This is a genomic window from Natronorubrum halophilum, from assembly GCF_003670115.1.
In the GTDB taxonomy this organism is placed as follows: domain Archaea; phylum Halobacteriota; class Halobacteria; order Halobacteriales; family Natrialbaceae; genus Natronorubrum; species Natronorubrum halophilum.
In genome coordinates this window covers 133247-159481 of record NZ_QQTY01000007.1, presented here as the reverse complement: position 1 = coordinate 159481, position 26235 = coordinate 133247, and the positions used below count along the sequence as shown (strand labels likewise).

The window sequence follows — 26235 nt, the reverse complement described above, 5'->3', positions numbered from 1 at the left end:
AGTATGGGATCGCCCGGTATTGAACTAGGACGAAAATCGCCGGACTGTGCGTCGATCGAACTGCCGAATTTTGCGTACATATCTCTCATTCGATTTCGAGTTTTTCGAGGTGCGGACGGCGTCGAAGTTCCATCCGCTCGCGCTTGGTTGCCTTGTCGTAGAACCGATCGATGATATCCTGCGAAGCGTTCACTCGCTCTGTGGTCACTTCGCGCGGAACACCACGATCTTGGTGCCAGGTAATCGAGCCCGTCCGAACGTGGTGCGGAGCCCGTGAGGACGGGCACTTGCTCGCGTGGGTATGACTCCGGAACTCACAGGTTTCAGGGTCATGTCCGTGAGGACACGGACCCTGAACGCACGGAAAGGTCGCAGCGTACATCCAGGCGCGCATGGTCGTCGTCGCCGGACGGCCCTGGAGTGACGAAAACAGCGGTTGTCGACCGTGATCGTCGTGCTTCTCCCACCGGTCAGACTGAATGTACTGTCTCAGCGTCTTCGCGACACCGTCTCGTATCCCAACGATCCGTTCACCGTTGCGCTTGTTCTTCAGCGGCGTATCGGTTTCTGGCCGGTGTACAAACTCGAGTGTCTGGTCGCTGGCGTCGAAGTCCCGCAAGTCCAGCGCTCGGATCCCGCCCAACCGCGCACCCGTATGCCAGGCGACCTCGAGCAGCGCGTGGTTTTGCGAACCTGCTCGACTACTCGAACGGTAGTAGCGAATGAGTCCGAGTGCACGATCTGCCTCGAGTTTCGTCTCTCGGGACTTCTCGTCGGCAGGCACGTCAGGAATGTTCACGCGATCGGCAAGCCCATCGTCGACAGCTTCGATCCGCTCGAGATACTCGATGAACGATTGTAGCGTCTCCATTTCGTTGTGGAGCGTCGTCGAAGCAACACCCTCGCCGGAGCGGGCACTTTCGTACTGATCGAGTACCCAGCCAGTGAGTTCCGATACTGTCTCGATCTCGTTATCCTCACACCACTCGACGAACAGCTTCAGCCGGTAGTGATACGTGGATGCCGTTTCGTCGGTGATCTCCGTACGCCGACCGTCGAGATACCGATGCCACGCCTTACGTGGCGTCATCTCTTCCGGGGTGATCACTCGTAGTCACCCTCGTCAGGAGTCCGTGGAACGTACGGCGAAACAGCTCGGTCTTCGCGGAACTGCTCGATCATCCGCTCTTCGCGACGCGACCGGCAGACGTTACAGACCGACGGTCGCGGCTGATCGTCGAGCGCGACGTCCGGTTTGTACCGAAGCGTCGCGTGCTTGCCGCAGTCGTAGCAGACGCCGTACAGGCTCATCGCCCATCACCGTCCGCCCAGTTCTCCGCGAGATCCAGCCCATTCATCAGCTCGCCCTCGCGGTCGTCGACGTGCGTGGCCAGCTGGTCGATCGCGTCGATCGTCTCGACGAGCGCCGCGTTCTGGTAGCGCAGTTCCGTCGCGATCGCCTCGAGGGCCGCCGTCTGTTGTTCCATCGCGTCGGCCTGTCGCTCTAGGGCGTGGAACTCGTCGCTCATCGATCCCCCTCGGGTAGCTTGCCGTCAGCACTACCTCCGGTACGTTTACTGTGGTTGCGTGTAATTTCAATCATGGTCTCACTGTTGTGGGACCGCGGACTCACCGCGTGCGCCGTTAGTTGGAACTGGGGGCGCGCGCGGCTGCTGTCCGTCGGTGCGTTGTAACGACTGTATGCGACCCTCTTAGTTGTCGGAAGGTGATTTCCGATAGTTCCGAAAATAGTCGGATCCTGTGACTTACACGCTCTCGTTAGTGTTGAGTCGGGATTTGCTATCTTTCCGATAGTTCCGATATCGGAACTCGAGGCGGCCGTAGGCTGTGGGCCGTGGGCCGATCGATGCCGTCTATCGGGGGCTTTATCCCCCGTAGCGTTGCGTGAATACATGCTTCCGTACTGTGGTTACGGAGGCCAGCGGGCCGGTGTCCCAAGCACCGGGTCCGCGTTTCTGACGAGGACCCGACCGGGTACCGGTGGGTCCGTCTGGCTTCCGTTGACCGCATCCAAACACCCTATTTACTTATATTTAACTAACGATTCTGTTAGCCATGGACCATGACATGATCAGTCCACCAAACACAACCGGACGAACTTTCTGGTTTCAAGCGTCAGAACAGGCAAGATGCGACGGCCACGGGTGTCGTGGATGACGAATGCAGATGATCACATCTTGGAGTTCCTTCTGAATGAAGGGAACCGAGAGATCGTTGCGACACCACGTGTGATTGCTGAAAATATCAATTTCAATGCCGGATACGTGCGGCAGAGAATGAGCCCGCTTCTGGATGAAGGCCTTGTAGAATACTACGATGAAGATGCAGGATTTTACCAAATTACGGACCGCGGTCGTGCGTATCTCGAGGGAGAACTCGACGCTGGCGACTTAGAGACAGACGAATAGAAACCGTACTACTGTTATCGAACTGTCCCCAGATTCTCCGTTGCCGATTTCGAGATCACGATATCTCGCTCGCCGATTCGGACCCCGCCGCCGGCCACGTCGTCGATCAACGTGGCCAGTCCCTCGAGATAGTCCCGGTTCCGATCTTCGCGAAGCGTGAGCGTTGCTTTCCCCTCGTGTGGGATCGCCCGATTCTCGAGATAGGCGTACACAAACTGCTCACGGGCTCCCTCGGGCGCGTCTTCAAGGTAGTCCGGAATCGAGAGGTGTTGATCAGCTTTCGGACCCACGGGAGCGCCAAGAACGGCCAACACGCGACCGAGTACACTGGCATCCGTCGTCGGCCGGACCTCATCGGCTCGGCCGTCGCGATCGTCGACCACGCGATACTTAACGCCGGCCAGCTCGAGCGCGTCGAAAACGTGGCTGTCTTCTCCGCGATGGTTCAGCGCGAACCCTGGCGCGTAGGTAGACTCGGCGATCGAACCGCCGGAAAAGATGTTCGCGACGAGCGCGTTCAGACCCTGGAACTCGGGGTCACCGAACGTACACTCAAGCCACCCGTGCTCGCGAGCGATGTCGATCGCTCGTGCAGGGTCGGGACAGCCACCCTCGAGCCACGTTCGGACCCGCCCACGTGGTAACTCGAGAGCGTTGGCCGTGGCTCCGGATTTCACATTGTTCCGACTCGCGTAGGATAGCGCCCGCCGATATTCCGTGACACTCTGCCAGCCGTCGATGTGATATCCACCGTCGTAGGTGCGCGCGAGAGCGCGTTCGGGGACCAAACTGTCCGATTCACTCATAGATGTGAATTTGAGTCCGCAAGCAAAGAAGTTCGGTCTGGACGGTTTCAAAAGTGATATCGATAGATGGCGGCGCTTCAAGGGGCCACTGCAAGGTTTCTGCCACTCACTGATTATCAGATCTGAAACCCTATAAGATTAGATGAATTTCACGTTCGAATACCTTTATTATGGGTGCTTCTTGTGTTAGAGTTAGCACCGAAAATCGCATGGAAGGATGGCGACGGTAGTGGGTTGCTGCCCTGATCCGTCGAGTGTGTGCTCGAGGTTGAGCACGATGAACCACCTGCTGATTTGTGGTGCGTGATGACACATGGATTTGACACAATTCCGAAGTAAGCTGATTGGTAACGAAAATGAACGTGCGGTCTCTCCAGTGATAGGGGTCATACTTATGGTTGCGATTACAGTTATTTTAGCGGCTGTGATCGCTGCATTTGTTCTCGATATGGGATCGGGACTCCAAGACAGTGCCCAAGCAGGCGTACAGGTGGAAGATGATGGATCCACCGCGCCAACAGTGAACCTTGAATCGCTGGCAAATGCAGATGGAGTTACTGTTATTGATGATAGTGGTAACGTTGTGTCCACGAGCAGTGGAAGTTTGCCGTTAGAAAGTGTAGGTGAGGGGGCAACAATTGATGGTACGACTGGTACGGAATATGATATTGTTGCCTATTACGGGGAAGAAACTGACCGAAGTGGGACAACTATCGTTGGGACAGTCGAGTACGACACCTAAATAACAGACAACCTTATAGAACGATTTTTCAATTTCCGACATGTTGTTGTGAGTAGATAGAGAATTACTAATCAAGTTCTTCGACGAGCTCAAGCGTCCATTCACCGTCACCGATGTGACGAACGTGGAAGTGATATTCATCGTCAACACTCCCGTTCTCGTCGAGCAGTCCCTCAATTCGGAGATCGTCTTTTGGGAGGGTAATCCCGGCGGAGTTCTGGTCTAACTGTCTGAGTTTGTTCAGCGCCATGCGACTGGCGGCAACCCGCCTTGGTATAAAGGTTGGTGAACCTTGGTTTTCCTGACCTTTTCGATGGGGCGGGGAAACGGAGCGTTCGTATGGCACTTAGCCTACCGCAGAAATACGTTCCTGACTCGATTCGTCAGGAAGACGGTATCGACCTAACAGACAGTATTCTCGCGCCATTGTTCGTGCTCGCGTCGATCTCGGTCGGCGCGGTCGGCACGCTCCAGTTCAGCGCGCCGCTGAACATGTCGCTCGCGGACTCGTTGTACAGCGCGCACGGCACCGAGGTCACGTACGGGTTCATCCTCTCGATGGGGATTCTGCTCATCGGCTGGCTCACCAACGAGGGGACGCCAGAGGACTGGACCGACGTGGAAACGGTCGTCGTGTTGCTGGCGATCATCATGAACATTCTCGCGGCGCTCGTGCCCGCTGTGGCCGTCACGATGGCAAGCATGTGGTACGTCGGCTGGTTCACCGTCTTCCTCAACGCCGCCGCGTTCTACGTGATCGCCTACAAGTAATCCGGAGTTCCAACCAATGCATTCCAACGTTTTCAGCGGTCAGACGGAACAGTGGTACAGTTCAGTGATCACCGGCTACGTCCTCACGGCCTCGAGCGTGTCGATCGGCCTGGCGGCGCTGATGACGACGGGGGTGGTCTGAATGGCGGCAGAGGACTCTGGCCCACAGCCCACGGCCCACGAGGTCGCGCCCGGCTGCTCGCTCGACCGGCGGACGTTCCTCCAGGGGACGGCCACCGCCGCGGCGATCGCGGCGGGCGGGGCGGCCTCGAGCGGAACGGCGAGCGCACAGTCACTCATGCCGATCGGGGCGGGATGGGGGGCGGGTGACGCTCTCGGCTGGCTATTCGGATCGGACGGCGACGATGACGAGGAACACGAGGAATACTTAGAAAACGAGATTCTTCGGATTCACGGCGACACCTACCGATACGGTGTCGAAACGCAGGCTCGCACTGGCACCTCACTCACGTGGGTACAGGACAACGCCGAACTTCTGGAAGGACGCGCCTATATCGAGGGTCTGAAGGCGGCTTACCGGGAGATTCAGGAGCAAGGAGCGAGCCGACAGGATGCGATTGACGCTGCTACCGCGAAAGTTGATGAAGTCTATTCAACCCCGCTCGAGGAGATCGTCAACGAGTCGCATCTTGTTCTACGCTCGATTCGTGATCGGTGGCAGCGCCTGCACCTCGCGCTCGATGAAGCCGGTGACTACTCTGAGCCTGCTGATTATGAGGAATATTACCGCCTCGCTAGCACCTATGGATCGTCTGACGAAAGTGCGGGAGGAATCACAGATCTCGACCATGACGTGAGCGATATGGTCTACGATCTCCCCGACGGGAGTACAATTTCGGCACCGACGTTTGCGATTGAGTTCGATAACGGCCAGAGTGCAACCGGAGCCACTCGCGATGTCGGAGAACTTGGGAATATTGGTCTCCCGGCACTGGACCCAACTCCAGAGGATGACGGGGAGGAAATTTACAAGATGCGGGACTCAGACGATGCAAACGGCTGGTTCGTCGTTGAAACCCTTGAGATAGAGATTAAGGAGTTCGATGATGCGGAGTACCGGAACGTCTACGACAACGAATTCGGTCGGGACGGCGAAGTAGCCGGCGCACAACTCCTGTGGTCCCATAACGATTGGAACGCTGCGATTCAGTCGGTACTCGACGCGCTCAACACCGCCTCTACCAACGTCGAGACGATGGTAGACAACGTGTATGAGCAAATCGTAGACGATGAACTGAGCTACGAAGAAATCCAGACGTTCACCTCGTTGTCAGACGACGCGCCGGAAGACGACCCGCACGCGCTCGTCAATGCTCACCTGTCGATGCTCGGTCAAACGCCGTCTACGACCCATAACACGATTACAATAGGACCGCTCACCGACCCGGACGACGAGGGGCCGGAAGCGAATGAGGACGTGGCCGCGATCGAGGGGAAAACGATCAGCGGAACGTTGTATATCGATCCGGGGCCGGACGGCGATCTTCAGGTGGGAGAGACCTATACGCCAGCAGATTTGACGGATTTGGTTAGTGAAACGACTGCGGCCCCAACCGTCCTATTCTCTACTACTGTCGTGGTCGAAAATTCGGAGGGCGAGCAGGTCGAGCAAACCGGATTCGTGGAGTTCGAAGACACGCGAGAGTTCACGATCGACTCGGCACAGGGACTCAACGAGGACGGCGAGATAGTCGATACGGATTCGGTGACGTTCACGGATAACGATCTCACAACCGAGACGCCGACCGACTACGAGGAGGTACACGATCGGCTGGACGAGTTCGAGCAGTTTCAGAAGGAACTCTTAGAACAACAGTACGAACTGGTCGAAGAGATGAACTCAGATGATGACACTGAGGTAGACCTTACCGTCCCCAATCCGCTCGATGACCTCGGAGAGGGTGGCGCACTGCTCGGTCTGGGGCTCATCGGAGTCGTCGTTCTCGCTGTCATCGGGGTTGTGACCGACCTCATTCCGGGACTCGGAGGGAACTGAGGATGCGACGGATCTTTTTTGTGGTTGTCGTCGTAGCGGTGGCGCTCGCGATGGGCATGGGCGTTGGGCCAGTCGCCGCACAGGACGGGAACGAAACGGAGAACGCGACGGCCGAACCCGCATTCGAAGCTGAGTTCGGCGACGGTCTCCGAATTACTGAGTACGAACTCGCGAACGGAACCGCGACGATCACCTTCGACGCCGATCGGCCGCGGACGGTCACCGTCTCGGACGCACTCGCGGGCGTCGGCGAGGAAGGCGCGGTCCAGGTGCCGAGCGAAGACTACAACCTCGAGCGCGGTGAGACGACGATCTCGATGGACGTCCGCGAGATGCGCGGGGCGTCGACGGTCGGTGTCAGCGTCAGCGGAACCACCGTCCGTCTCTCGAGCAAGATAGAAGAACCGAGCGAAGGCGACGAGAACCCGTTCCGGCACTTCGGCGGCGAGTCGGGACTGTTCTCGGGGATTCTCATGACCGTCGGGCTGGCCGGTGTCGGGACGTGGCACGTCCTCCGCTCCGAAGAAAGCGGGGTGATGGAGGCATGAGCGAACAGACGAGCGGGACGTTCGGCTCCTGGGCGGATCGACTGACGTACATCGCTGCCGAGGGCCAGCTGATCGTGCTCGGTGTCGTGGTGTCGCTCGGGGCGGCACTCGTCTTGATCCGTCCGAGCATCCCCGGCATTCCACCGATCGCGATCGGCTGGTTCGCTGCGCTCCTGTTGCTCGGACCGCCGCTGCTCGCGCTGTTCGTCACCGGCGCTCGAGCGCTCCGAAACCGGCGGATGACGGAAGTCTACCACGTCAACGGTGTCGAAGACGTACGAAAGAAGTTCTACGTTGAACCAGAGGTGTGGTCGAACAAGACCGTCGAGGGACCGTCACCGTACCGCGTGAACGACAACGAAGCGTTCGAGGTTCGAGAGTTCGACTGGCACCCGGATCAGGGCGAGAACGGGACGCTCATCGTCACCGGCTGCTACTTCAGCCAACTCTCGGACTCGAAACTCGTCACGATCAAAGCCATGCTCGAGGACGTCCACGGCGAGTTAGTCGAAACGGCGATTGCCTACAACAAGCTACGCGGGCGGATCAGCCGGATGGGAATCGAGATTGAACGCGATACGATCAACGCGCACGCCGAAGCCGACGAACGCGGGTTGATGACCCAGAAAACCAGCGTCAAAGAACGCTTCGAGGCAGCCGAAGACGACGCCGAAGAGTGGTCAAGCGACGAAATTAGCGACCTTGGCGAATACGAACAGGAGTTCGACGCGACCGACCCGATGGAAACGGCACCCGTCACGATCAACACGGGCGGCGAGCAGGCGGCAGCAGCCGACGGAGGGACCGATGACTGACGACAATGACCTACACGTCACGGCCGAAGCGCGGGAGCACCAGGAAGGCTACGGACAGCGCGAGAATCGGGAGATCGCCGACCACGGCGGCATCGTTCGCGACGAGCAGATTAGCCGGGCGATGGCCGTTCGATCGATCCACTACGATCCGACGTCGGCCGATCGGCCCGACAAGATGCCCGGCCAGTCGAAAAACCTCGCGAAACACGAGGAAATCCGGATGGTCGAAGGGACCGAGAACTTCCGCAGAGCGATGGAAAACGGCGATATGGCCACGATCAAGCACATGGTTGGAGACACGTCACAGCGTGCCGATGTGAGCGGTCTGAAGGCCATCGGCACGGTGGACGAACTCATCAACGGCCCGGCTCCAGTGATCGTTGTCTTGGGCGAGATGGGCGCGGGGAAGACGGACTTCGCGTGTCTGCTCGCACAACGCTGGCGTGCGCTCCATCAGGAGAACTCGCTGCTCGGCACGAACATCCAGTCGCTCGAGGAAAAGAACCGCTGGGTGGACGCTGACGGCGATGTACAGGACGGCTGGATCGGTGACTACGGCACACTTATGGAGTGGGTCGAGCAGGATGGCGATCCGCTCAAGCACAGCCAGCGCGACAAACTGTTCATCGGTGACGAGTTCTCGAGTGCCGCCAGTGGGACCGGCAAACAGGGCCACGAAACCCGCAAGAAGATGGCTCCGCTGGTATACAAGATCCGGAAGTACGGCGGCGCTCTCATCTACATCGCGCACGGCGAGCGATCGATTCATCCAATGCTCTGGCGCGTCGGCACGATCGTCAAGAAGGTGAGTCAGAAAAAGGCCGTCATCGCCGACTCGATTCGGAACGCGCAACTCGCCGATATTGAAGGCGAGATCGAAGGCGTGCCTCCGACGGACCTCCGGTACAACACGAAAGAGGCGAGTGATTGGTCGTGGTCGAGTTACGGCGACGAAACCGACGAAATGGGGGCGGGCGAGGCGGCCCGCAAAACGGCCATTTGGACGGCTATCAGGTGCAAAGAGGAAGGTATGTCAAATCGCGAGACAGCGACGTACGTTCCCTACAGCCACCAATGGGTCGGTACTCGCTGGCGAGAGTACAAAGACGACGGCGAGCACGTCGATACGCTTGCCAAAGTCGAAGAGGTAATTGCATGACCGCGTACAGGTGGCACGCTGGCAACGGCAACTATCCCCCCTTTACTATGGGCGCGGCCCGACAGGGCCGCGTATCACGGCCCATCGCCTGTATTCGATCCATAGACGGCGGCGGAGAAATAAATAAAGACGCGCGACGAGCGCGTGCGTGATGAGTCAGCCATGACTCGGAGTCGATCGAAGCGAGCGAACCACTTCGGGACGGCCTGCGAGAAACGGATGGCGAAGAAACGACGCTTCGAACTCGAGCGCGCCAGCTGGCACGACGCGAGATTCGGAAACGGAACGCCCGTCGAGATCAAGAGCACCATGCTCGAGCACGCCGACGGCCAGCCGGGCAACTTCAAGGTCTACCGAGCGTATCACGACAAGCTTCGGCGAGCGGACGGCTGGTACTGTTTCGTCGTCTACCGGCCACATGGGCGCTCCGGCTGCACGGTCGTCACAGACAAGATGGTTCGAGCGAGCGATCTCCCGCTGCTCCGGTGGCACGGTGGCGGCGATCACCGCGGAACCCAGCAAGCAAAAATCTCGATCGGCGACGTCTTCTAATCCGACTCTATTGAAAACCTCGGCAAAGAATTCGGTTTAATATCCTTAGCGGCAAGTACAGGTCAAATAGTTACTGGAGTGGTTACCGATCTCTCTTGGATCTATCAAAAGGTGCCTGCTGACTATAGAGGATGTATTCAGCAACTCATCCACAGTAAGGATTTGATGACAACGGTTCATTATATCAGAAACCGTGGTAATGATTATATTCCATCGGACTGTATACCTCTGTAAGTGCTCGCCAAACTCCTCTCACACCCGCTGATAAGACGGATCATGTTCCATCGAGTAGTGAGTATCGATCGGTACCGAGAGGTGCGAGCCGACTTTCTTCGGATCTACCGAACCGTGTACTGGTATCCACCGATTTTTGCAGGATTTAGTTCGGTTTCCGATCCCGATTTGCGAACACGTGCGATCAAAGCAGGGGAACAAGCGGCCAACCACGACCCACATAAACCGGTCACACAGCCTATCTTTCTGGCGAAGGACCTGTACTGGTTGATTGGGATAATCCTACTCTTTATCTGGGGCGTAACAAGCGCAGTCGGTTGGGCGGTCATGGACACGGTATCCATGGTTTTGGACTGGTATTCGCTGCCGCTCCACGAACTGGTCAACGGCGTCCCAGCGATTATTACGTGGGCAGTCCTGTTCTACCCGTTCCTCTTGACGATGGATACAACGTTCGTACAGGAGTTCAACCGTGAGCTCCGATTTGGGCCCGGAGCGGTGAATGCGAAGGAACGGAGACGACCCGAACTTGTGGCTTACGAGGTGTGGAACCGCGGGCTCTGCAGTTCGCGGAAGATTCCGGTCCTATGCTTCATGGGCGTGCTCAAGTACGTCGCTCCCAGTGTCTATCAGTTCGTGATTGAAGGGATCATTCGGTACTTCCCGCTTATCATGTTGTACCGGCACCGGTTCTGGTATCTCTTTGGTAAATTGTTCACCTTAGAGTGGGTCAGAACGATGGACTGAGAGGTCCGTACGTCAGTAACTATTGCTGCAGTACTGACCAATCACGATCCATCGCAGACCTGCTCCCAACACGTGCCACATTTGCGCCCTATATTCAGCACCATTCAACGAGCATCATTGGTAACTGATAGAAATTGCGGCGTTCAGTTTGCATCTGTAGTGTATCGTTCACTGAGATACCCCTCTCAAAACAGGACTTGAGCAGGGTCACTACTCTTTTTCAACAACTACGGACTGACCAACATCGAAGGTCGTGACTCGAGTACTCAACGTCTCGGCGATCTCCCGGCGCTGCTCGTGAGTGAGGTCGTCGCGCTCGAGGACCTGGCGGGCAGCTGCAACCAGTCGGGGCACGTCGTCACACGCTGAGACGACGGCTTTCGTCTTGTTACAGTCGTAGAAGCGTGCTGCGCGGTCGATCGCATCGTTTCGGTACGCATAGTCGCCGTCGGTTCGGATTCGCATACTCGTACACACGAACCCCCGAATCCTAGTTTTTTCGACTCACTCAACCCCGCCCATAGCCCATAATCGGGGTGTTTCTGTCACCCAATCAGAATTGTTCCGAGGTTCGTCGCGGCGATCGTCACTCAATATGCACACGACGTTTCCGATCTCGTGTGCATATTCGGGAAACCGGATCTGTCGACGTGCAACCCCAAGAAGTAGCATTGAATCTGTCTCTCACGGCGTTCTATTCGGACAAAAAACATCTATACGGCACGATAAGCCCTTGTGCGAACTGAGTAGAAGGGGATTCACTCAGATATTCAAAACATGGTTTCAACACATATTGGCCCGAACTTTATCCGCATGGATAGTTTGGGCTTACCTGTCCATGAATTCACCCCACGACAAATTATACGAAGTGATATCAAACGCACAACGACGAGAACTGCTATTCTCCTTGCTGAAGGAGAATCCCCAGACAGACTCCCCAAGTTGCCTTGACACACCACCCGATGTTGCAGAAACTGAACAGCGGAGTAGCATCAAACACCGGCATGTTCACCTTCCCAAATTAGATGATTACGGATTTATCGAATGGAGTCCCAACATGAATTGCGTAGAACGGGGACCACGATTCAGTGAAATTAGACCCACATTAGAGTTATTAGCGGAACATCACAACGAACTTCCCCAGATCAAATAACAGCCATCATATAATTTCGAAATAATTCATTGATTGAGTTGTATCGAGCAAAGCGTGGCCGCTACGAGAACTATCTCGATGGCAGCTGCCACGATATGAAAACAGTCGATTATCGCTCGTATTCATATTCGGAAAATCGATTCTCTCAACAGGTGAAGACCAGTGGTAGGGGATTGAGCCAGAGAAAAGCATCAGGATTTATCGTTAGCTGATCAGTCATATATCTATAATCTTCTACCTGCTTTTACATCTGTAAGGTATTGTTCAACTGTGGAAGCTGATACTTTAAGGATTTCTGCAATATTGCCGATTGACTTGAGATGTACACTATAGAGGTATGAAGCAATAGCCGCCTTTCCCTCACGTGCTACTTTTACTGGAATCACATCCTGATCCACGATATCTACACCGTCAATTGCCAACCAAAGACTTTCAAATATATCGGCCCGGCGCTTTGCTTTGTATTCGTCAAAAGACACAAAATAGTAGCTCTCACCATCTAGTCTCTTGTGAACAGTTTCACCCCAGCCATGACTTATCTGTTCAGATACAACTGTGACCATATACTACACGTATACAGTATACATAATGTATATTACTATTCGGATGTTTGACGAAGAAATAAAGGCTGGCCAAATAAGTCAAATATTTTATACCGTTGCAGTCATGCGATTTTGAAGTATTAGAATTCATTAAGGATGTACGCTTTTATATTTGAATCTGCTCTGATTAGACAGAGCGAAAGACAGGTAGCGGACCTATACCACACGAATATGTGGGACTAGCGGAAGAATGATGAGAGATATCTTTCGCTCTGCTAAAGTGAAAACATGAGTGAAAATCCAGGGTACACAGTCTTTGCAGTCATCGTAATCGCTGCGGTTGGAATAATCCCGATTATGTTGCTGATTGGTATCGAAATAACAGGCTACATCCAAAATATACTGGCAGAGATAGTAATATCCGGGTTCGTACTGGGTATCATTATCGCTGCAATCGTAACAGTTGGCAGATAAAACAGACAAAGTATTATTTTCGCGCCAGTTTGAGCGCATGAGTTCAGTGGGTGTTTCTCACTGGTCACAAGCAAGTTCGACGAGCGCGAAGACAATCAGTAAATTATCTTGAGGACGGCGCATCACGCCGGCGGGGCTTCGTTATTGTATTTAAACGTGCGTACCCCTCCTAAGTGGACTCGACAACACCGGTTATCGAGGTCCCACCCATCATTACCAGTAGGCCCTGTTTCGTGTGGATCAACTGGAGATCATGCGGAAATGGGGTGGGGCGCTGTAATTTTTGGCTCTGTCCCCTTGGGGGCACTCAATAACCAGCTTAGTAGTCCGTCACGAGGACGTGCTTCGGTCCGGGTGAATGAGATCGCTGTCGGTCCAGACGAACGATGCATCGCGGTTCGCCCGAGTACGACGAGTGCGATGATCCTCTCGAGAACTGCCCCTCGAGACACAATCTCCACCACAAGTCGTCCGTTCTCGAGCGACTTCACCGAGAATCCCGAACTCGAGCACCCGCCGGCTGTAACACTACCCGAAACTGGTTTATATAATAGTTTCGTACTATGTTACACCGTGCTCAGAGGCAGCGAACTCGAGGTCCTCGGGGCTATCGAACGAGGCGAGACGATCTCCGAACTCGCGACCAGACTCGAGTACAGCGAAAGTTACGTCTCCCGCGTCGTCGCGAACCTCGCCGGGAAGGGCGTGGTCTACACGGAACGCGACGGTCGCCGGAAGCGAATCACTCCCTCCGACGCTCGGGCGGTCGAGGTGTATCGGGATCTCGTCCGTCAATACGCCCACATTGACTTTTCCGAATTACTGAATGGAAAGGCCCTGGAGGTTCTCTACTACCTCGATCGGCCGCGAACGGTCGCCGATCTCGCCGACCGGAGCGACAACTACCGCAATACCGTCAATCGGGTTCTCGCGCGCCTCCGTGACCGCGGGATCGTCGGCGCGGACGACGGACGCTACAGCTTCAACGGAGACTTCGAACGGATCCACGAGTTCGCCCGCGAACTCGGGCATCACCTCCATTGCCAGCGGCTCGAAACGCTCGCGCCGAGCGGGACGATCCTGTGGGAAGATCACGACGAATTCCTCGCCCAGACCGCGACGGAGATCGACGCCGCCGGCTTTCACGAGACCGGACTCGCCCGGTTCGCGGCCTTCGGCCTCCAGTTTCTACTGACCGGCCGTCGCTACTACTTCTACGCCGAGGACCTGGAGTCGATCCCGCCGGCGGACCTGTGCTGTCACGCGCTGCTGATCGACGACGATACCCGTCACCGGTTGTACTGTCTGCTCCTGCTCAGCCGCGTCGACCTCGACGAGGACGAGCTTCGAACTCGGGCGGCGACGTACGACCTCGAGGACGAAATCGACGCCCTGCTCCGGTATCTCGAGACCGGTGGCGATATCGAGGACGACCGCCTCCCCGAATGGTCCGAGTTCCGGGACGTGGCGGCGGACTACGAGGTGACGCTCTCCGCATGAGACCGACGTTCGGACGCGAGTACATCGAGGACGAGTTCCGGCGGATCGCCGACGGGCTGTCCGACTCGGTTACCGTCTTCTTGATCGGTGGCGGCGCGATGTCGCTCCGCGACCTGAAGGCCGCGACGAAAGATATCGACCTCGTCGTCTCCGACGGTGACGCGTCCGGCCGACTCTGGGCCGCCCTGATGGATCTCGGCTACTCGGAGGTGCAACCGCTGGGTCCCGACTACCGGGCGCTCGGTGCGACGAGTTGCGTAGAGAACGACGACGGCTGTCGCCTCGACATCTTCAATCGGCAGGTCGCGAACAAGCTCGTGCTGACCGAGGGCATGATCGACCGCAGCGAGCGGTTCCTCGCGACGGGCCCGTTAGCCGTCCGCCTCGTCAGCGCCGAGGATATTTTTCTGTTCAAGCTGATCGCCGGTCGCGACGGCGACATCGAGGACATGAATACGCTCGTGCAAACTGGCTTGGACCACGACGTCGTCAGCGCCGAACTCGAGGTGCAGATCGACCGACTCGGCGACGATCGATTCGCCACATTCGCGAACGAAGCGCTGGTCGACCTCGACGAGCGGTACGGGGTGACCACGCCGATCGAGGACCGTGTTCGGGAGCTGACGGTCCGATACTACCGCGGAATCGAGGTGCTCCAGGCGCTCGACGAACCGAAGACGGCAGACGAACTGGCGGCCAGACTCGATCTATCCGTCGCCGAGGTTCGGCAGCGAGTCGCGTACCTCGAAGCGTTCGACCGAGTGACGCGGAGCGGGCAGCGAATCGAACCGGCGGAGTAGCGCGGCGGTCACTCGTTCGCCATCTGGCGCGACGAATAAGATCCTAAGAGTTCGACTCGTCGCCGCTCCTGTCCTCACTCCCGCCCTCGACTCCCTCATCCAGATCTGCAGACTCGATACCGAGATCGATCTCCGCGCCGATCGGTGTCCCGGACTCGAGCACCACCGTCTCCCCGGCCGTCATCGAGTCTCCGATTTCCACGTCGACGTCCTCGAGATCCACTTCCGGCGGAAACAGGAGGTCCACCCGGCTGCCGAAGGCGATGTGACCGATTCGGTCGCCGCGCTCGAGGTCGTCGCCGCGCTCGGCGTAGGGGTGAATCCGACGGGCGAACGCGCCGGCGATCAGCGTCACCTCGGCGTCGCTCGGCGGTTGGTCGGGTTTCGCGTGCGGGTCCTCGGAACCGGCGGCGCTACCGCCGTCGGCGGTGGGATCCGCATCGCTCGCGTCCGCCACCTCGTCTAGCTCACCCTCTCCGCCAGATTCCTCGAGCGATCCGGACGCGGGCAGGTTCGACGACTCGGTCTCACACCGCACGTGCACGCGCTCGTTCCGGTCCGAGTCCTTCGAGAAGGCGGGTCGGTTCGCCCCGGAAACGTGCTCGACGTCGGTCACCGACGCGTCGAACGGTGCGCGGACGACGTGGACGTGCCAGACGTTCATGAACACCCCCAGACGAACGCGGTCGCTCTCCTCGCGGAGCACGGAGACGTTCCCGTCGGCCGGCGAGACGACGCCCGTCGGCGGCGGCGTTCGCTCGGGATCCCGAAAGAACGCGAGCGTTCCGACACCGAGTGCGACTGCGACGAGGCTCGCCGTCACGCTGAAGACGAACGCGAACGGGGCGGCGAGCAGGGGAAGGATCGCGTACTTCCAGGCTCCCGGCGCGAAGTTCATACAACGATAAACGCGGTCGGTTCGTATGGTGGTTACGGTGAGACGCAGACGCCCGGCTTCTCGAGACGCGTTTACAGCGATCCGCGCTACGAGGTCCCCGTCGAGAGCGTTCGATCCCGGCTCGAGACGGCTCAGTCCCAGAACGATTGCGTGCGCGCGTACTCGCGTTCCTTCGAGAGGATGTCGCGGTAGAACTCGTCTTCGTCCTCCCGAAGCTTGTTGATGATCCGAGCGGCGTTGTGCGGGCCGACGCCGCGGGCGGCCATCGCGATCACGGCCCGTTTGCCGTGGCTCTGAACCAGACTGGCGCTGTGGTACGCCCGCTCGGTCATCTCCGCTTGCTCCTCGTCTTTCTCCTGCGATCGAACCGCCCGCACGACCTCGTCGGCCCACGGGTTCAACGAGGCGATCCGAGTCGAACCGCACTCGGGACACTCTGGTTGGTCGCGGACGCGCTTGACTTTCGTCTTCACCGTCCAGTCCGTACAGTGGGTACAGAGCAGAATGATCCGGTCGTCCTGCAGCCGTTCCCGAACGGTGTTGATGACGCTCGCGTCCGCGTTCTCGGGTGCCAGCAGTTCCTTCCCGCCTGAGGAACGACCGCCCCGCCCGACCGGCGTCCGACCGCGGTGGGCCACGAGGTCGATCTCGCCCAACTGGATCCCCTCGAGGACCGCGCTCGCCCGCTCGACGTCCAGATCCTCGTGGAACACCTCCCGAATCGACTCCGCGTACATCGGCGTGTCCTCGAGCGCCGCGAGGAGGCGTTCGTTCGAGAGGCGTCCGGAGCCGTCGCCCTGCCAGCGCTTGAGCGCGCCGAACTTCGCCGAGACCTGCGCGAGCCGAAACGCGAGCGCGTCCGAGTTCTTGAGTCCGAGTTCGACGATCGTCTCGACGTGATCGGGGTCCGTCTCCTCGAGCACGCCCAGCACGTCGCTGGTCGCGATCGAGTTCGGAACCTCGAGTTCGATTCGGTAGGGATCCGTCTCGAGACCCACCGAAGAGCCGGCTTGCTGACCGAGCAGCGCGGAGAGCACGCGACCGAGCGTCTCGTTCGCCGTGTGGCCGAAGGGCGCGTTCAACACGACGGTGCGCCCCTGGCGCTCGAGGACGAGTCGATCCGCCGTCGGCATCGGTGCCTCGGCCTCGGTCTGGCGCTCGAGTTGCGTGCAGGCCTCGGTGAGCGTGTACTCGTCGGCCGGATACCGGTGTCCGAGTTCGCGGCCAACCGCCCCGGCGTCCGCGCCGGCGGAAAGCTGTGGCTCCGCAACGGCGCGGATCTCGCCGACTTCACCGGCGACCGCGGCGGGGACGGGTATCTCCTGGCCGATCCAGGATGGCACCTCGCCCGCCGGATCCTCGATCGGGCTGACCTTGACGCGAGCCTCCTCGTCGTCGATCTCCGCGATACGCCACATCTCTCCCCGTTGAATAAAGATCTCGCCCGGCCGGGCGAAGTTGACGACGAACCGTTCGTCCAGGGTTCCGATCTGGGTGCTCGAGGCGATATCGTGGACGTCGTAGGTCTCCTCGTCGGGGATCATCGAGAGGTTGGCGTAGACGTACTGCCACGTGCCGCCGGTCGTCTCGATGCGATCGTCGCCCTCGTCGAACCAGACGATTCGGTTGCGGTGGAGCTCCGAAACGATTTCGCGAAACGTTTCCTCGGGGAGGTCGCGGAACGGATACGCGCGCGTGACGGTTTCGTACGCCTCGCGGATGCGGGTCGAGCCGCGACTCTGAACGAACCCCGGGATCTGGTTTGCGACCACGTCGAGGCTCCCCTCGTGGATCGCGGCCGGTTCGACCTCGCCGTCGCGAGCGCGGCGGGCGATCGCCACCGCCTCGAACGTGTCGTCGGGGCGAGTCGTGACGATCGTTCCGCTCGAGACCTCGTCCTGGCGGTGGCCCGCGCGGCCGATCCGCTGGAGCAACCGGGTAACCTGTCGCGAGCTCTTGTACTGAACGACGTGGTCGACGCGGCCGACGTCGATGCCCAGTTCCATCGAGGACGTACAGAGCAGTCCGTCCAGTTCGCCGGCTTTGAACCGATCCTCGACGTCGATCCGGGCCTCCTTCGAGAGCGACCCGTGGTGGACCCCGATCGGGAGATCGAGTTCGGTGAACCGCGAACCGAGCGCCTCCGCGGTCTGGCGCGTATTGACGAAAATGAGCGTCGACTCGTGTTCCGCGACGAGGTCCCGGATAAGGCGGACGTGACTGGCCGTGTCCGGTTCGGTCATCAACTGTCCCGCCAGTCGCTCGTCCTCGTCGGTTATGTCGGGTTGACGAACGGCGACGTCGACGTTGCTCCCGACGTCGATCTCCCGGATCTCGCAGGGCCGGCCGCCGGTGAGAAACTGGCCGACCTCGCCGGGGTCGCCGACCGTCGCCGAGAGGCCGATTCGCTGGATGTCCCCCGCGAGGTCCTGCAGGCGCTCGAGACCGATCGCGAGTTGCGCCCCGCGTTTCGAAGCCGCGAGTTCGTGAACCTCGTCGACCACGACGTGGGAAACGTCCTCGAGCGCGTCGCGCAGGCGCTCGCCCGTGAGCATCGCCTGCAGCGTCTCCGGCGTCGTGACCAGCACGTCCGGCGGGTTCTCGGCCTGTTTGCCGCGCTGGTACTGGGTCGTGTCGCCGTGGCGAACGTCGACCTCGAGGTCAAGGGACTCGCCCCACCACTCGAGGCGTTCGCGCATGTCGCGGTTGAGCGCCCGCAGCGGGGTGACGTAGAGCGCACCGAACCCCTCGGGCCGATCCTCGAGAAGGTGATCGAAGACCGGCAACATCGCCGTCTCGGTCTTGCCACTCCCCGTGGGTGCGATCACGAGCGTGTGTTGGCCGGCCGACAGCGGCGGAATGGCCAGTCGCTGCGGTGCCGTCGGCGTCGAAAAGCCGCGTTCGGAAAGCGCCCCGCGAACCGTCGGTCCGAGGTGCGTAAACGCCGCGACGTCCCCCTCTGTCATCGAGACGCGCTAGGGGCGAACGGCGGATAAGGGCCACGTTCCGGAGACGACTATAGTAGCCGCCAACAGTCACTGTACGCCTGATCGCACGCCCGCTGTGCGGGGGGTGTGTGAATCGTTTCGGTTGGTACCATGGTGCGGGTTCGGCTCGGTTAACGACCGGGAGACGACGACGCTCGAGAACGGGTCTACTCCTCGTCGGCACCGATCTCGTCCGTAACAGCCGTTTCGTCGTCACCATCCGCATCCGCAGCGGTCGTCACGTGTCGGTTAACGGGAGCCTACGTCGATACCGGTTGGAATACGAGTCCGCCGAGAGGATGTAAGGAGTCGTTACAGTTCGGTAGGGAGTTCATATAAAGAAACATGAATTTCGTACTGTGGTCGTATGTCACGGCCAAGACGAGATCCTCAACGAAAGCCACGGCGGCGACTGAGATACCGAACGAAGCGACAAACCGCGGTTCGCGGGGTCCAACAGTGACGATGTTTCGATCGCGTTCCGCGCTCGCGGTCGGACTCGTCGCCCTGCTCGTTCTCGGACTCGTCGGTGCCGCCGGAGCCGTCGGCGCAGGTGCCAGCCCGGCGGACTCGTCCCTCAGTGTCAGCGATCCGGATAGCGAATCGGACGCGAACGTGAGCGAGGAAGCGTACGCCGAGCCAGCGCCCGAAGCGGGCGATCCGTACTACGAAGCGAGCGACGGGAACTGGGTGAGCTACGTGAACCCGCGCGACGAGTACCGGTCGCCGTACCTCGGGGACGGCTCCGGGAAGATCGGCGTCGTGTTGCTCAACGAGGCGGGCGAACCGATCGTCGGTGAAAGCGTTCCGAATACGACCGTCACGATACCGACCGGCGAGACGACGTCGTGGCACTCCCACGCCGATCCGTTAACCGTTCAGTACCCGCTGACCGAGCACTACGACCGACCGCTCGACGGCGACCAGTTCGGAACGACCGACGACTTGCCACAGGGCGACGGCTACATGGATACCCACAGCATCGAGCTACACGGTCACCCTGAGAACGCCACCATCGAGTACGGCGAGGCCCAGATCGAGGGCGAACACGCCGACAAGATCGAAGTCGTCGGCTACGTGCAACAGGCACACGACACGTGGGACACCAGCGTCGATCCGATCGAAGACGCGGTATCCTACGAAGAAGCCGGCGGCGAGTGGACCTACGAACCGGGCGGCTCCCACGGAGAGGTCATGATCGTCCTCCAACTCGACGCCGATGAGACCGGCGTCAACGACGGCAACTCGAGCGACGACGGTAACTCGAGCGACGACGACAACTCGAACGGATCGACCGACGACTCCGACGAATCGGCGAATACGGACGACGAGGACGGCGGTGACGAACTACCCGGATTCGGAGTCCCGGCCGTACTCGTCGCGCTGGCGGCCGTCGCGCTCGTCGGCTTCCGCCGTCGATCGACCTGACGGACCTGACGGGCGATTCCGTTTCGCTTCCACTGCATCGTGTCCGCGAATTTCGAGCGGAGAACGCATCCCGTCAGGAAACGGAATACGCGGGGGTACGAGACCATCGACAACGTACACACGGACCAACCAATGATATTTTACAGTTCACTCGAGAGGGGTACGCAATGACAGCCGCAAGCGATTCGAACGATCCGCAGGTGCCGATCGTCTGCCCCGAGTGCGAGACGACTTCCCGCGTCCCGTTAGCGGAAGTGGCCGACCTGATCGAGCGACACAACGAACAGCTACACGGCGGCGGCGACGTCGCCGCGGTCGATCCCGACATCGCCGACCGTATCGCCGACCTCGCAGCCGCCGATCTCGGACTGCTCGAGGAATCGGAGTAGCGAGGCTGCTTGAAACGGTCGCTGCAACGCGCGGTTTGACGATCGTCTATTCAGCAGTGAGCGCTCAGATAACGTCGATGACGACGATGGCGAGGTACAGCTGTCCGACTCCAGCGACGATCATGACCGCGCCCGCGAGTCGCTCGAGGGTCTCGCTGTACGCGGCCAGTTGTCCAGCACCCACGAGGAGCCCCATTCCCGTCACGACGGTCAGCGAGACCATCAACAACACGACGCTACCGACGTAGGTGCCGATGACGAGTGCCGCCGAGAGCGGCGGTAAGGACAGGGCCTGCGCGATCACGGCGACGAACAGGGGTGCAACACAGCCCGCCGCCGCCAGCGCGTACCCGGCGCCAAAGACGCCGAAACCGAGGACGCTCGAACGGCGTTTCGGGAGCGCAATCGACAGCGACGGGGCGCGCCCGAGAACGGTCAACAGCCCGAACGCGACCAGGATTGCGCCAACGATCGGCTCGAAGAGGGTGACGTTCGACAGCGTGGAGTGGCCGATCCAGTACGCGGCGACCAGTAACGCGCCGAACGTGGCGAGGACGCCGATTCCAGCGATGAGACCGCGGCTGAGCGCACCCGGCAGCGACGCACCTTCACCGTCGGTCTGGCTCACGTAGAATCCGACGTAGCCCGGTAAGAGCGGGTACGCACAGGGCGAAAAGAACGTCGCGACGCCCGCTATCAACGCGAACGCGAGCGGCAGTGAGCCGTCGATCATACTCACTTGTCACCGGCATCAGCCTCGAGTGCCTGTTCGATCCCGTTGACCAGTTCGTCCGCGGTCTTGATCCCGGATTCGGCCCACTGGACGCGGCCCGAAGCGTCGATCGCGACGCCTCTGGGAACGCCACCGGGATATCGCGCGGTGAGCTCGGCGGCGGGATCGAGTCCGAGCGTCCAGTTACCGTCGTGTTCGTCCCACCACTCGACGAGTTCCGCCTCGGTTATCGAGCCGTTCGGGCCGACGGACTCGTTGGTAACCGAACAGAACAGCACCTCGTCACCGATTCGTTCGTTGGCCTCCCCGAGCGCCGGCATCTGTTCGATACACGGTCCACACCACGTCCCGAACAGGTCGACGAACGTCGCGCGCCCGAGGTCGGGGACCTCGATCGTCCCGGCGTCGCTGCCGGCGGCGTCGACCGTTTCGATCTCGAACGGCTCGGGCGGCTCGTCGCCGGACTCCTCCCCGCGGAGGTCGTCGGACGACGGCAGCCCGTACACGGCGACCGCACCGCCTCCGACGACGACGCCCGCACTGCCCACGCCGGCGAGGACCTCCCGTCGACGCATCTTTACTCCACCCCGACGACCGTTCTGGTTTCCTCGAGGAGTCGCTTCCGATCGACCGCGCGTTCGGATTGGACGGCGTTCGGGTACGCGCGCTCGACGATGCCGTCCTCGTTGACGAGGGTGATCCGACTGTTGTGGGTGAACGTGTACGCACCGTGATCGTGCTCGTCGTGGCTCTCGTTTCCGTCGGCGCTTTCGTTGCTCTCGTCGGTACCCTCGGTACCGTTCGATTCGTCGTCGCCGTTCTCGCCGTCTTCCTCTCGCTGCAGCGCCATGCCGAACGTATCGGTCATCAGCCGCTTCGCCTCCTCGTAGCTCTCGGGCCGGAGGAAGTGGAAGTTCTCGGCCTCGTACTCGATGTTCTGCTGAGTCGCGTACTCCGTCAGGACTTCGGGCGTATCGCGTTCGGGATCGAACGTGAAGGCGAGCAACCCGAGATCGTCCGCGTAGCCGCGATCGATGGCGTCGTCCTGAGCCCAGCGCAATCGCGTGAGCAGGGCCGGACAAACCCCGTCCGGACACGTGGTGAAGAAGTACGTCAGCAGGAAGGAGCGTTCGCCGACGAAATCCTCGAGCGAGACATTCGTTTCGGCGACCGGATCGGGGATCGAAAACGAGGGGAACTCGTTCCCGTGGCTCGGATACCCAGGATCCTCGGGGTGGCCGTCCGCCGCCGGCAGAATCGTGCGGCTGTCGTCGTCAGATAGTGCCTGATCGAACGTGTCGAGACAGCCAGCGGTACCGACGACACCAGCGGTACCGGCGACACCGAGTGAGCGAAGATACGTCCGCCGTTTCATGTCTGATCCGTAGGAGCGCGCCATCAAATGTCCGTTGGTTCGTACACCGAATCCGACGGATCGACAGAGTAAATGTCGGGAGGCGGAAGCTCGAATCGGAAGGCAAAAACTCGAGTACCGAGGGAAGAACTCGAGCACTGAGGGGAGAAACCGTTTCGAGCGGCGCAAGCGGGACGGGGATACATGTGGATCGCCTTCGTGGAATCCAGCGGTGACAGTGTCTCGCTCGACCCGGCTGCTGGGATTCGTTGCACTCGGTCTCGGAGCGGTCGGTATCGTCGCAGTGCTCTGGGCCGAACCCGCACGCGCCTCGAACGTCGCCGCCGGACTCGGCGAGGACCGCGAACTCGCGGTACCGACGTGGCTCACCCTGCTCACCGGCGGGGCGGCCGTCGGTGCCTCCGCCATGCTCGCTGCACTCGTGACCGATCGGCAGTTCGTCGAGACGATCCACGAGTGGACGGTTCCGCTTCCAGCAGTGGGCACGACAACGGCGCTTTCGAGTCGGACGATCGCCATCGGCGCTGCCGCTGGAAACCTCCTCGGACTCGCGGCCCTCGCCGCCGTGGTCGTCGTCGGCCTCGAGGGACCGGCGATGCCGACGGCGAACCTCGCAGTCGTCCTCACGTTCGTCGGAGTTCGAGCCTTGCTACCGATGATCGCCGTCCTGGTCGTCAATCCGTGGCCGGCGATCGATCCGTTTCGAACTATCGCACGATGCGTGATCGGCGTAGGTGCCCGCGTTCGAGCGTGCGGACGTGTTAGGAGAGACGAACGAACGGAAGAAGACGGACGGACGGGACGAAAGGCAGCGGACGGAAGCGGATGGGGGCTTCTCGAGTATCCAACGCGGATCTCGTCGTGGCCGGCCGTTCTCGGGCTGGGAACCCTCGTCTGGCTCGAACTCGTCCTTCCGGTGACGTCCGATCCCGGAACCCTCGCGCTCGTCGTCGTGGGGTACGGTGTCGTCACCGTCGCGGGCGCGCTCCTGTTCTCGCCGGCGGCGTGGTTCCGGCACGCGGATCCGCTGGCCGCGCTCTTTCGACTCTACGGAACGATCGCACCGATCCAGCGCCGGGACGATCAGGTTTCGAGTCGGCACCGAGACGGCCAGGTTCCGACTCGGCATCAGGGCGGTCAGGTTTCAACCCGGCACCAGGGCGGCCGGTTTCGACTCGTCGTTCCCGGCGCTCGCCTGCGTGATTCGGGGGTCGTCACCGACTCGAGCGAGGTCGCGTTCGTCGTCCTGGTGGTCTGGGAGTTGACGTTCAACGGATTCATCGTCACGCGGCCGGGCCGTCGAACGATCGAGACCGTCGTCACAACCGGTGTTTCGGCACCCGTCGCCTATCTCCTCGTACTGGCTGGCGGGTTCGGACTAGCGCTTGCGTTCTACCGACTGGCTGCGCGCGCATCACGACGAACCGCGCCGACGTACCTCTCGAAGCGGGTTCTCGCCCGCCGTTTCGCCCCATCGCTGTTGGCGATCGCCGCGGGCTATCACGTCGCCCACTACGTCGCGTTCGTCGTCTCGCTCACACCCGCGTCGCTGGCAGCCCTCTCGAATCCACTCGCTCCGCCCGTGAATCCGACCACGCTGGTCGTCCCCGACTGGCTGGGGACCGTCGAGATCGGCGCGCTTATCGCGGGGCATATTCTCGCGATCTGGACCGCACACGCGATCGCCTACGACTGTTTTCCGGGCCGGTTGCAGGCGATTCGCAGCCAGTACCCGTTCGTCGTCGTGATGGTCTGTTACACCGCGATCAGTCTGTGGCTCCTGACGCTTCCGGCGACGGATCCGGTGTACGTCACCGGATGAGACGGTTAGTAGACACCACCGCCATTCGACCGCTAAACCAACAGGCGTTTTGAGGGTGGCAACCCAAGACGGACACAATGAATCGTCGGGGCTTTCTCCGTGGAACCGCCGTGGCCGGTACCGTCGGCGTCGCCGGCTGTCTCGAGCGCCTCGGCTTCGAGGAACGGTCCGCCTGGTCGAACCCGCCACTCGTCGAGAACCGGCCTGACGCCGTCTACCTTCCCGCGGGCATGGAAGAGATGAACACCTACGGGCGAGCGACCGACGGCGAGTACGCCGTCGAACTCTCCTATACGATTCCTCACCGCTTCTGGATCATCGCCGGCGAAACGGAACAGGTCGACGTCAAGCCTGACGATAGCATGCATCTCATGATGACCGTCTGGGACGTCGAAACGGACACCGTCCTTCCGGTGAATATCGGCCTCGAAATCCTCCGTGACGGCGATTCCGTGGGCGGGCGGCTGACGCCGTGGGCGATGCTCTCTCAGCGGATGGGATTTCACTACGGCGACAACATCGAACTTCCGGACGAAGGCGAGTATACGGCCCGCGTTCAGGTCGGGCCGATCGACGCCGCACAGACCGGCGCGTTCGCCGATCGGTTAGACAGCGCGACCACACTCGAGATCGACTTCGAGTTCAACCGCTCGGATATCCACGACCTCGAGTTCGACCTGATCGACGAGGATCGCCGCGGAAGTCGCGAAGCGCTGCCGCTGATGGATCACGGCGAGCACGGAGACAGTGACGGTGACGACGGGTCGGACCACGGCGGACACAATGGATCGGATCACGACGAACACGGCGGGTCGGATGGCGGTGGCTACGATCCCGGTCACCCGCCGTCATCGGCCGGGCCGCCGGTCGAAGAACTCCCCGGCGAACTGCTCGGGACCGAGCGCAGCGCCGACGCGAAGCTCTCTGCGATCGTCACGGACGTCGACCGGTTTACCACTAACGATGAGAGCGTGTATTTGGCGCTCTACTTGCGGACCCCGTACAACGACGTGAGTCTCCCGTTCGCCTCGCTCGATGCGACGATCGATCGGGACGGCTCGACCGTCCTCGAGGACGAGCCACTGACTGAGACGGTCGACCACGAGTTCGTCCATCACTACGGAATCGGCCTCGACGCGCTCGAGAGCGGCGACGAGATCACGGTGTCCGTCGATACACCGACGGTCTCGAGACACGATGGCTACGAGACGGCATTTTTCGACTTCGAGGACGTATCCTTCGAGGTGCCGTGAATCGACAGGGAACGATTACTCGCCGAGAGGGAGGATATCGACGGTATCGGGACACAGAGTG

At 60.2% G+C, this 26235-nt stretch carries 29 protein-coding genes; 17 read left to right on the top strand and 12 right to left on the bottom strand.

What is annotated here, in order from left to right:
• Nucleotides 1-85: 85 nt before the first annotated feature.
• The 3 genes from DWB23_RS22745 to DWB23_RS22735 are packed head-to-tail and all read right to left on the bottom strand — an operon-like array spanning nucleotide 86 to nucleotide 1529.
• On the bottom strand, nucleotides 86-1090 hold the full coding sequence (locus DWB23_RS22745; protein ID WP_170972315.1) for a tyrosine-type recombinase/integrase: 1005 nt from the start codon (nucleotides 1088-1090) through the stop codon (nucleotides 86-88).
• Between the two features lie 14 nt (nucleotides 1091-1104).
• Nucleotides 1105-1311, bottom strand: coding sequence for a hypothetical protein (locus DWB23_RS22740; protein ID WP_121743883.1), 207 nt, complete (start codon nucleotides 1309-1311; stop codon nucleotides 1105-1107).
• The gene (locus DWB23_RS22735) at nucleotides 1308-1529 is read right to left on the bottom strand and encodes a hypothetical protein (protein WP_121743882.1); all 222 of its coding nucleotides are present in this window, start codon (nucleotides 1527-1529) and stop codon (nucleotides 1308-1310) included. The genes DWB23_RS22740 and DWB23_RS22735 overlap by 4 nt, the downstream gene beginning before the upstream one ends.
• A 645-nt stretch (nucleotides 1530-2174) precedes the next feature.
• Between DWB23_RS22735 and DWB23_RS22730 the strand changes: the two genes are divergently transcribed.
• Nucleotides 2175-2429 carry a helix-turn-helix domain-containing protein gene (locus tag DWB23_RS22730; RefSeq protein ID WP_121743881.1) on the top strand — a complete coding sequence of 85 codons (255 nt, stop codon included), beginning with the start codon at nucleotides 2175-2177 and terminating at the stop codon, nucleotides 2427-2429.
• 14 nt (nucleotides 2430-2443) lie between these two features.
• On the opposite strand, the gene DWB23_RS22725 is transcribed toward DWB23_RS22730, so the two are convergent.
• The gene (locus DWB23_RS22725; protein WP_121743880.1) at nucleotides 2444-3235 is read right to left on the bottom strand and encodes a hypothetical protein; all 792 of its coding nucleotides are present in this window, start codon (nucleotides 3233-3235) and stop codon (nucleotides 2444-2446) included.
• 313 nt (nucleotides 3236-3548) lie between these two features.
• Between DWB23_RS22725 and DWB23_RS22720 the strand changes: the two genes are divergently transcribed.
• A complete protein-coding gene (locus tag DWB23_RS22720; protein WP_121743879.1) occupies nucleotides 3549-3977 on the top strand; it encodes a type IV pilin in 429 nt (142 codons plus the stop codon).
• 67 nt (nucleotides 3978-4044) lie between these two features.
• Here DWB23_RS22720 and DWB23_RS22715 read toward each other — a convergent pair whose 3' ends face one another.
• On the bottom strand, nucleotides 4045-4227 hold the full coding sequence (locus tag DWB23_RS22715) for a hypothetical protein (RefSeq protein ID WP_121743878.1): 183 nt from the start codon (nucleotides 4225-4227) through the stop codon (nucleotides 4045-4047).
• Between the two features lie 89 nt (nucleotides 4228-4316).
• On the opposite strand from DWB23_RS22715, the gene DWB23_RS22710 reads away from it, so the two are divergent.
• The 8 genes from DWB23_RS22710 (at nucleotide 4317) to DWB23_RS22680 (ending at nucleotide 10820) form a co-directional block, all read left to right on the top strand.
• The gene (locus DWB23_RS22710) at nucleotides 4317-4748 is read left to right on the top strand and encodes a hypothetical protein (RefSeq protein ID WP_121743769.1); all 432 of its coding nucleotides are present in this window, start codon (nucleotides 4317-4319) and stop codon (nucleotides 4746-4748) included.
• A 16-nt stretch (nucleotides 4749-4764) separates the two neighbouring features.
• The gene (locus DWB23_RS23815; RefSeq protein ID WP_275086319.1) at nucleotides 4765-4890 is read left to right on the top strand and encodes a hypothetical protein; all 126 of its coding nucleotides are present in this window, start codon (nucleotides 4765-4767) and stop codon (nucleotides 4888-4890) included.
• Nucleotides 4891-6765 carry a hypothetical protein gene (locus DWB23_RS23650; protein ID WP_238709223.1) on the top strand — a complete coding sequence of 625 codons (1875 nt, stop codon included), beginning with the start codon at nucleotides 4891-4893 and terminating at the stop codon, nucleotides 6763-6765.
• Between the two features lie 2 nt (nucleotides 6766-6767).
• On the top strand, nucleotides 6768-7313 hold the full coding sequence (locus DWB23_RS22700) for a hypothetical protein (protein ID WP_121743877.1): 546 nt from the start codon (nucleotides 6768-6770) through the stop codon (nucleotides 7311-7313).
• Entirely contained in the window at nucleotides 7310-8128 is an 819-nt protein-coding gene (locus DWB23_RS22695; RefSeq protein ID WP_121743876.1) for a hypothetical protein, read from the top strand. The genes DWB23_RS22700 and DWB23_RS22695 overlap by 4 nt, the downstream gene beginning before the upstream one ends.
• A complete protein-coding gene (locus DWB23_RS22690) occupies nucleotides 8121-9287 on the top strand; it encodes a hypothetical protein (RefSeq protein WP_121743875.1) in 1167 nt (388 codons plus the stop codon). Before DWB23_RS22695 ends, DWB23_RS22690 begins: the two co-directional genes overlap by 8 nt.
• A gap of 162 nt (nucleotides 9288-9449) precedes the next feature.
• Nucleotides 9450-9839 carry a hypothetical protein gene (locus DWB23_RS22685; protein WP_121743874.1) on the top strand — a complete coding sequence of 130 codons (390 nt, stop codon included), beginning with the start codon at nucleotides 9450-9452 and terminating at the stop codon, nucleotides 9837-9839.
• A 234-nt stretch (nucleotides 9840-10073) separates the two neighbouring features.
• Nucleotides 10074-10820: a hypothetical protein gene (locus DWB23_RS22680; RefSeq protein WP_121743873.1), complete on the top strand. Its 747-nt coding sequence runs from the start codon at nucleotides 10074-10076 to the stop codon at nucleotides 10818-10820.
• A 210-nt stretch (nucleotides 10821-11030) separates the two neighbouring features.
• On the opposite strand, the gene DWB23_RS22675 is transcribed toward DWB23_RS22680, so the two are convergent.
• The gene (locus tag DWB23_RS22675) at nucleotides 11031-11285 is read right to left on the bottom strand and encodes a DUF7692 domain-containing protein (protein WP_121743872.1); all 255 of its coding nucleotides are present in this window, start codon (nucleotides 11283-11285) and stop codon (nucleotides 11031-11033) included.
• 912 nt (nucleotides 11286-12197) lie between these two features.
• Nucleotides 12198-12536 carry a hypothetical protein gene (locus DWB23_RS23360; protein ID WP_137288073.1) on the bottom strand — a complete coding sequence of 113 codons (339 nt, stop codon included), beginning with the start codon at nucleotides 12534-12536 and terminating at the stop codon, nucleotides 12198-12200.
• A gap of 267 nt (nucleotides 12537-12803) precedes the next feature.
• Here DWB23_RS23360 and DWB23_RS23355 point away from each other — a divergent pair, with 267 nt between their 5' ends.
• The 3 genes from DWB23_RS23355 (at nucleotide 12804) to DWB23_RS22660 (ending at nucleotide 15289) form a co-directional block, all read left to right on the top strand.
• Nucleotides 12804-12989 (top strand): hypothetical protein, encoded by a 186-nt coding sequence (locus DWB23_RS23355; RefSeq protein WP_162989938.1) that lies wholly within the window; start codon nucleotides 12804-12806, stop codon nucleotides 12987-12989.
• A 573-nt stretch (nucleotides 12990-13562) separates the two neighbouring features.
• Complete coding sequence (locus DWB23_RS22665) at nucleotides 13563-14489, top strand: MarR family transcriptional regulator (protein ID WP_121745041.1); 927 nt, start codon at nucleotides 13563-13565, stop codon at nucleotides 14487-14489.
• The gene (locus DWB23_RS22660) at nucleotides 14486-15289 is read left to right on the top strand and encodes a DUF6036 family nucleotidyltransferase (protein WP_121745040.1); all 804 of its coding nucleotides are present in this window, start codon (nucleotides 14486-14488) and stop codon (nucleotides 15287-15289) included. Before DWB23_RS22665 ends, DWB23_RS22660 begins: the two co-directional genes overlap by 4 nt.
• A 43-nt stretch (nucleotides 15290-15332) precedes the next feature.
• Here DWB23_RS22660 and DWB23_RS22655 read toward each other — a convergent pair whose 3' ends face one another.
• Both DWB23_RS22655 and DWB23_RS22650 read right to left on the bottom strand, forming a co-directional pair.
• Complete coding sequence (locus DWB23_RS22655; protein WP_121745039.1) at nucleotides 15333-16187, bottom strand: protein sorting system archaetidylserine decarboxylase; 855 nt, start codon at nucleotides 16185-16187, stop codon at nucleotides 15333-15335.
• Between the two features lie 131 nt (nucleotides 16188-16318).
• Nucleotides 16319-19153 carry a DEAD/DEAH box helicase gene (locus DWB23_RS22650; protein ID WP_121745038.1) on the bottom strand — a complete coding sequence of 945 codons (2835 nt, stop codon included), beginning with the start codon at nucleotides 19151-19153 and terminating at the stop codon, nucleotides 16319-16321.
• A 486-nt stretch (nucleotides 19154-19639) separates the two neighbouring features.
• Between DWB23_RS22650 and DWB23_RS22645 the strand changes: the two genes are divergently transcribed.
• Both DWB23_RS22645 and DWB23_RS22640 read left to right on the top strand, forming a co-directional pair.
• Nucleotides 19640-20602 carry a PGF-CTERM sorting domain-containing protein gene (locus tag DWB23_RS22645; protein ID WP_121745054.1) on the top strand — a complete coding sequence of 321 codons (963 nt, stop codon included), beginning with the start codon at nucleotides 19640-19642 and terminating at the stop codon, nucleotides 20600-20602.
• 167 nt (nucleotides 20603-20769) lie between these two features.
• Nucleotides 20770-20991, top strand: a complete 222-nt coding sequence (locus tag DWB23_RS22640) for a hypothetical protein (RefSeq protein WP_121745037.1) — start codon at nucleotides 20770-20772, stop codon at nucleotides 20989-20991.
• A 64-nt stretch (nucleotides 20992-21055) separates the two neighbouring features.
• On the opposite strand, the gene DWB23_RS22635 is transcribed toward DWB23_RS22640, so the two are convergent.
• From DWB23_RS22635 to DWB23_RS22625, 3 genes are read right to left on the bottom strand one after another with little or no spacing between them, the layout of a single operon-like run.
• The gene (locus DWB23_RS22635) at nucleotides 21056-21724 is read right to left on the bottom strand and encodes a cytochrome c biogenesis CcdA family protein (RefSeq protein ID WP_121745036.1); all 669 of its coding nucleotides are present in this window, start codon (nucleotides 21722-21724) and stop codon (nucleotides 21056-21058) included.
• A 2-nt stretch (nucleotides 21725-21726) separates the two neighbouring features.
• Nucleotides 21727-22299: a TlpA family protein disulfide reductase gene (locus DWB23_RS22630; RefSeq protein WP_121745035.1), complete on the bottom strand. Its 573-nt coding sequence runs from the start codon at nucleotides 22297-22299 to the stop codon at nucleotides 21727-21729.
• 2 nt (nucleotides 22300-22301) lie between these two features.
• Nucleotides 22302-23099, bottom strand: a complete 798-nt coding sequence (locus DWB23_RS22625; RefSeq protein ID WP_121745053.1) for an SCO family protein — start codon at nucleotides 23097-23099, stop codon at nucleotides 22302-22304.
• Between the two features lie 217 nt (nucleotides 23100-23316).
• Here DWB23_RS22625 and DWB23_RS22620 point away from each other — a divergent pair, with 217 nt between their 5' ends.
• Both DWB23_RS22620 and DWB23_RS22615 read left to right on the top strand, forming a co-directional pair.
• The gene (locus DWB23_RS22620; protein ID WP_238717560.1) at nucleotides 23317-24921 is read left to right on the top strand and encodes a hypothetical protein; all 1605 of its coding nucleotides are present in this window, start codon (nucleotides 23317-23319) and stop codon (nucleotides 24919-24921) included.
• 77 nt (nucleotides 24922-24998) lie between these two features.
• A complete protein-coding gene (locus tag DWB23_RS22615; protein WP_121745033.1) occupies nucleotides 24999-26174 on the top strand; it encodes an iron transporter in 1176 nt (391 codons plus the stop codon).
• Nucleotides 26175-26235 lie beyond the last annotated feature (61 nt).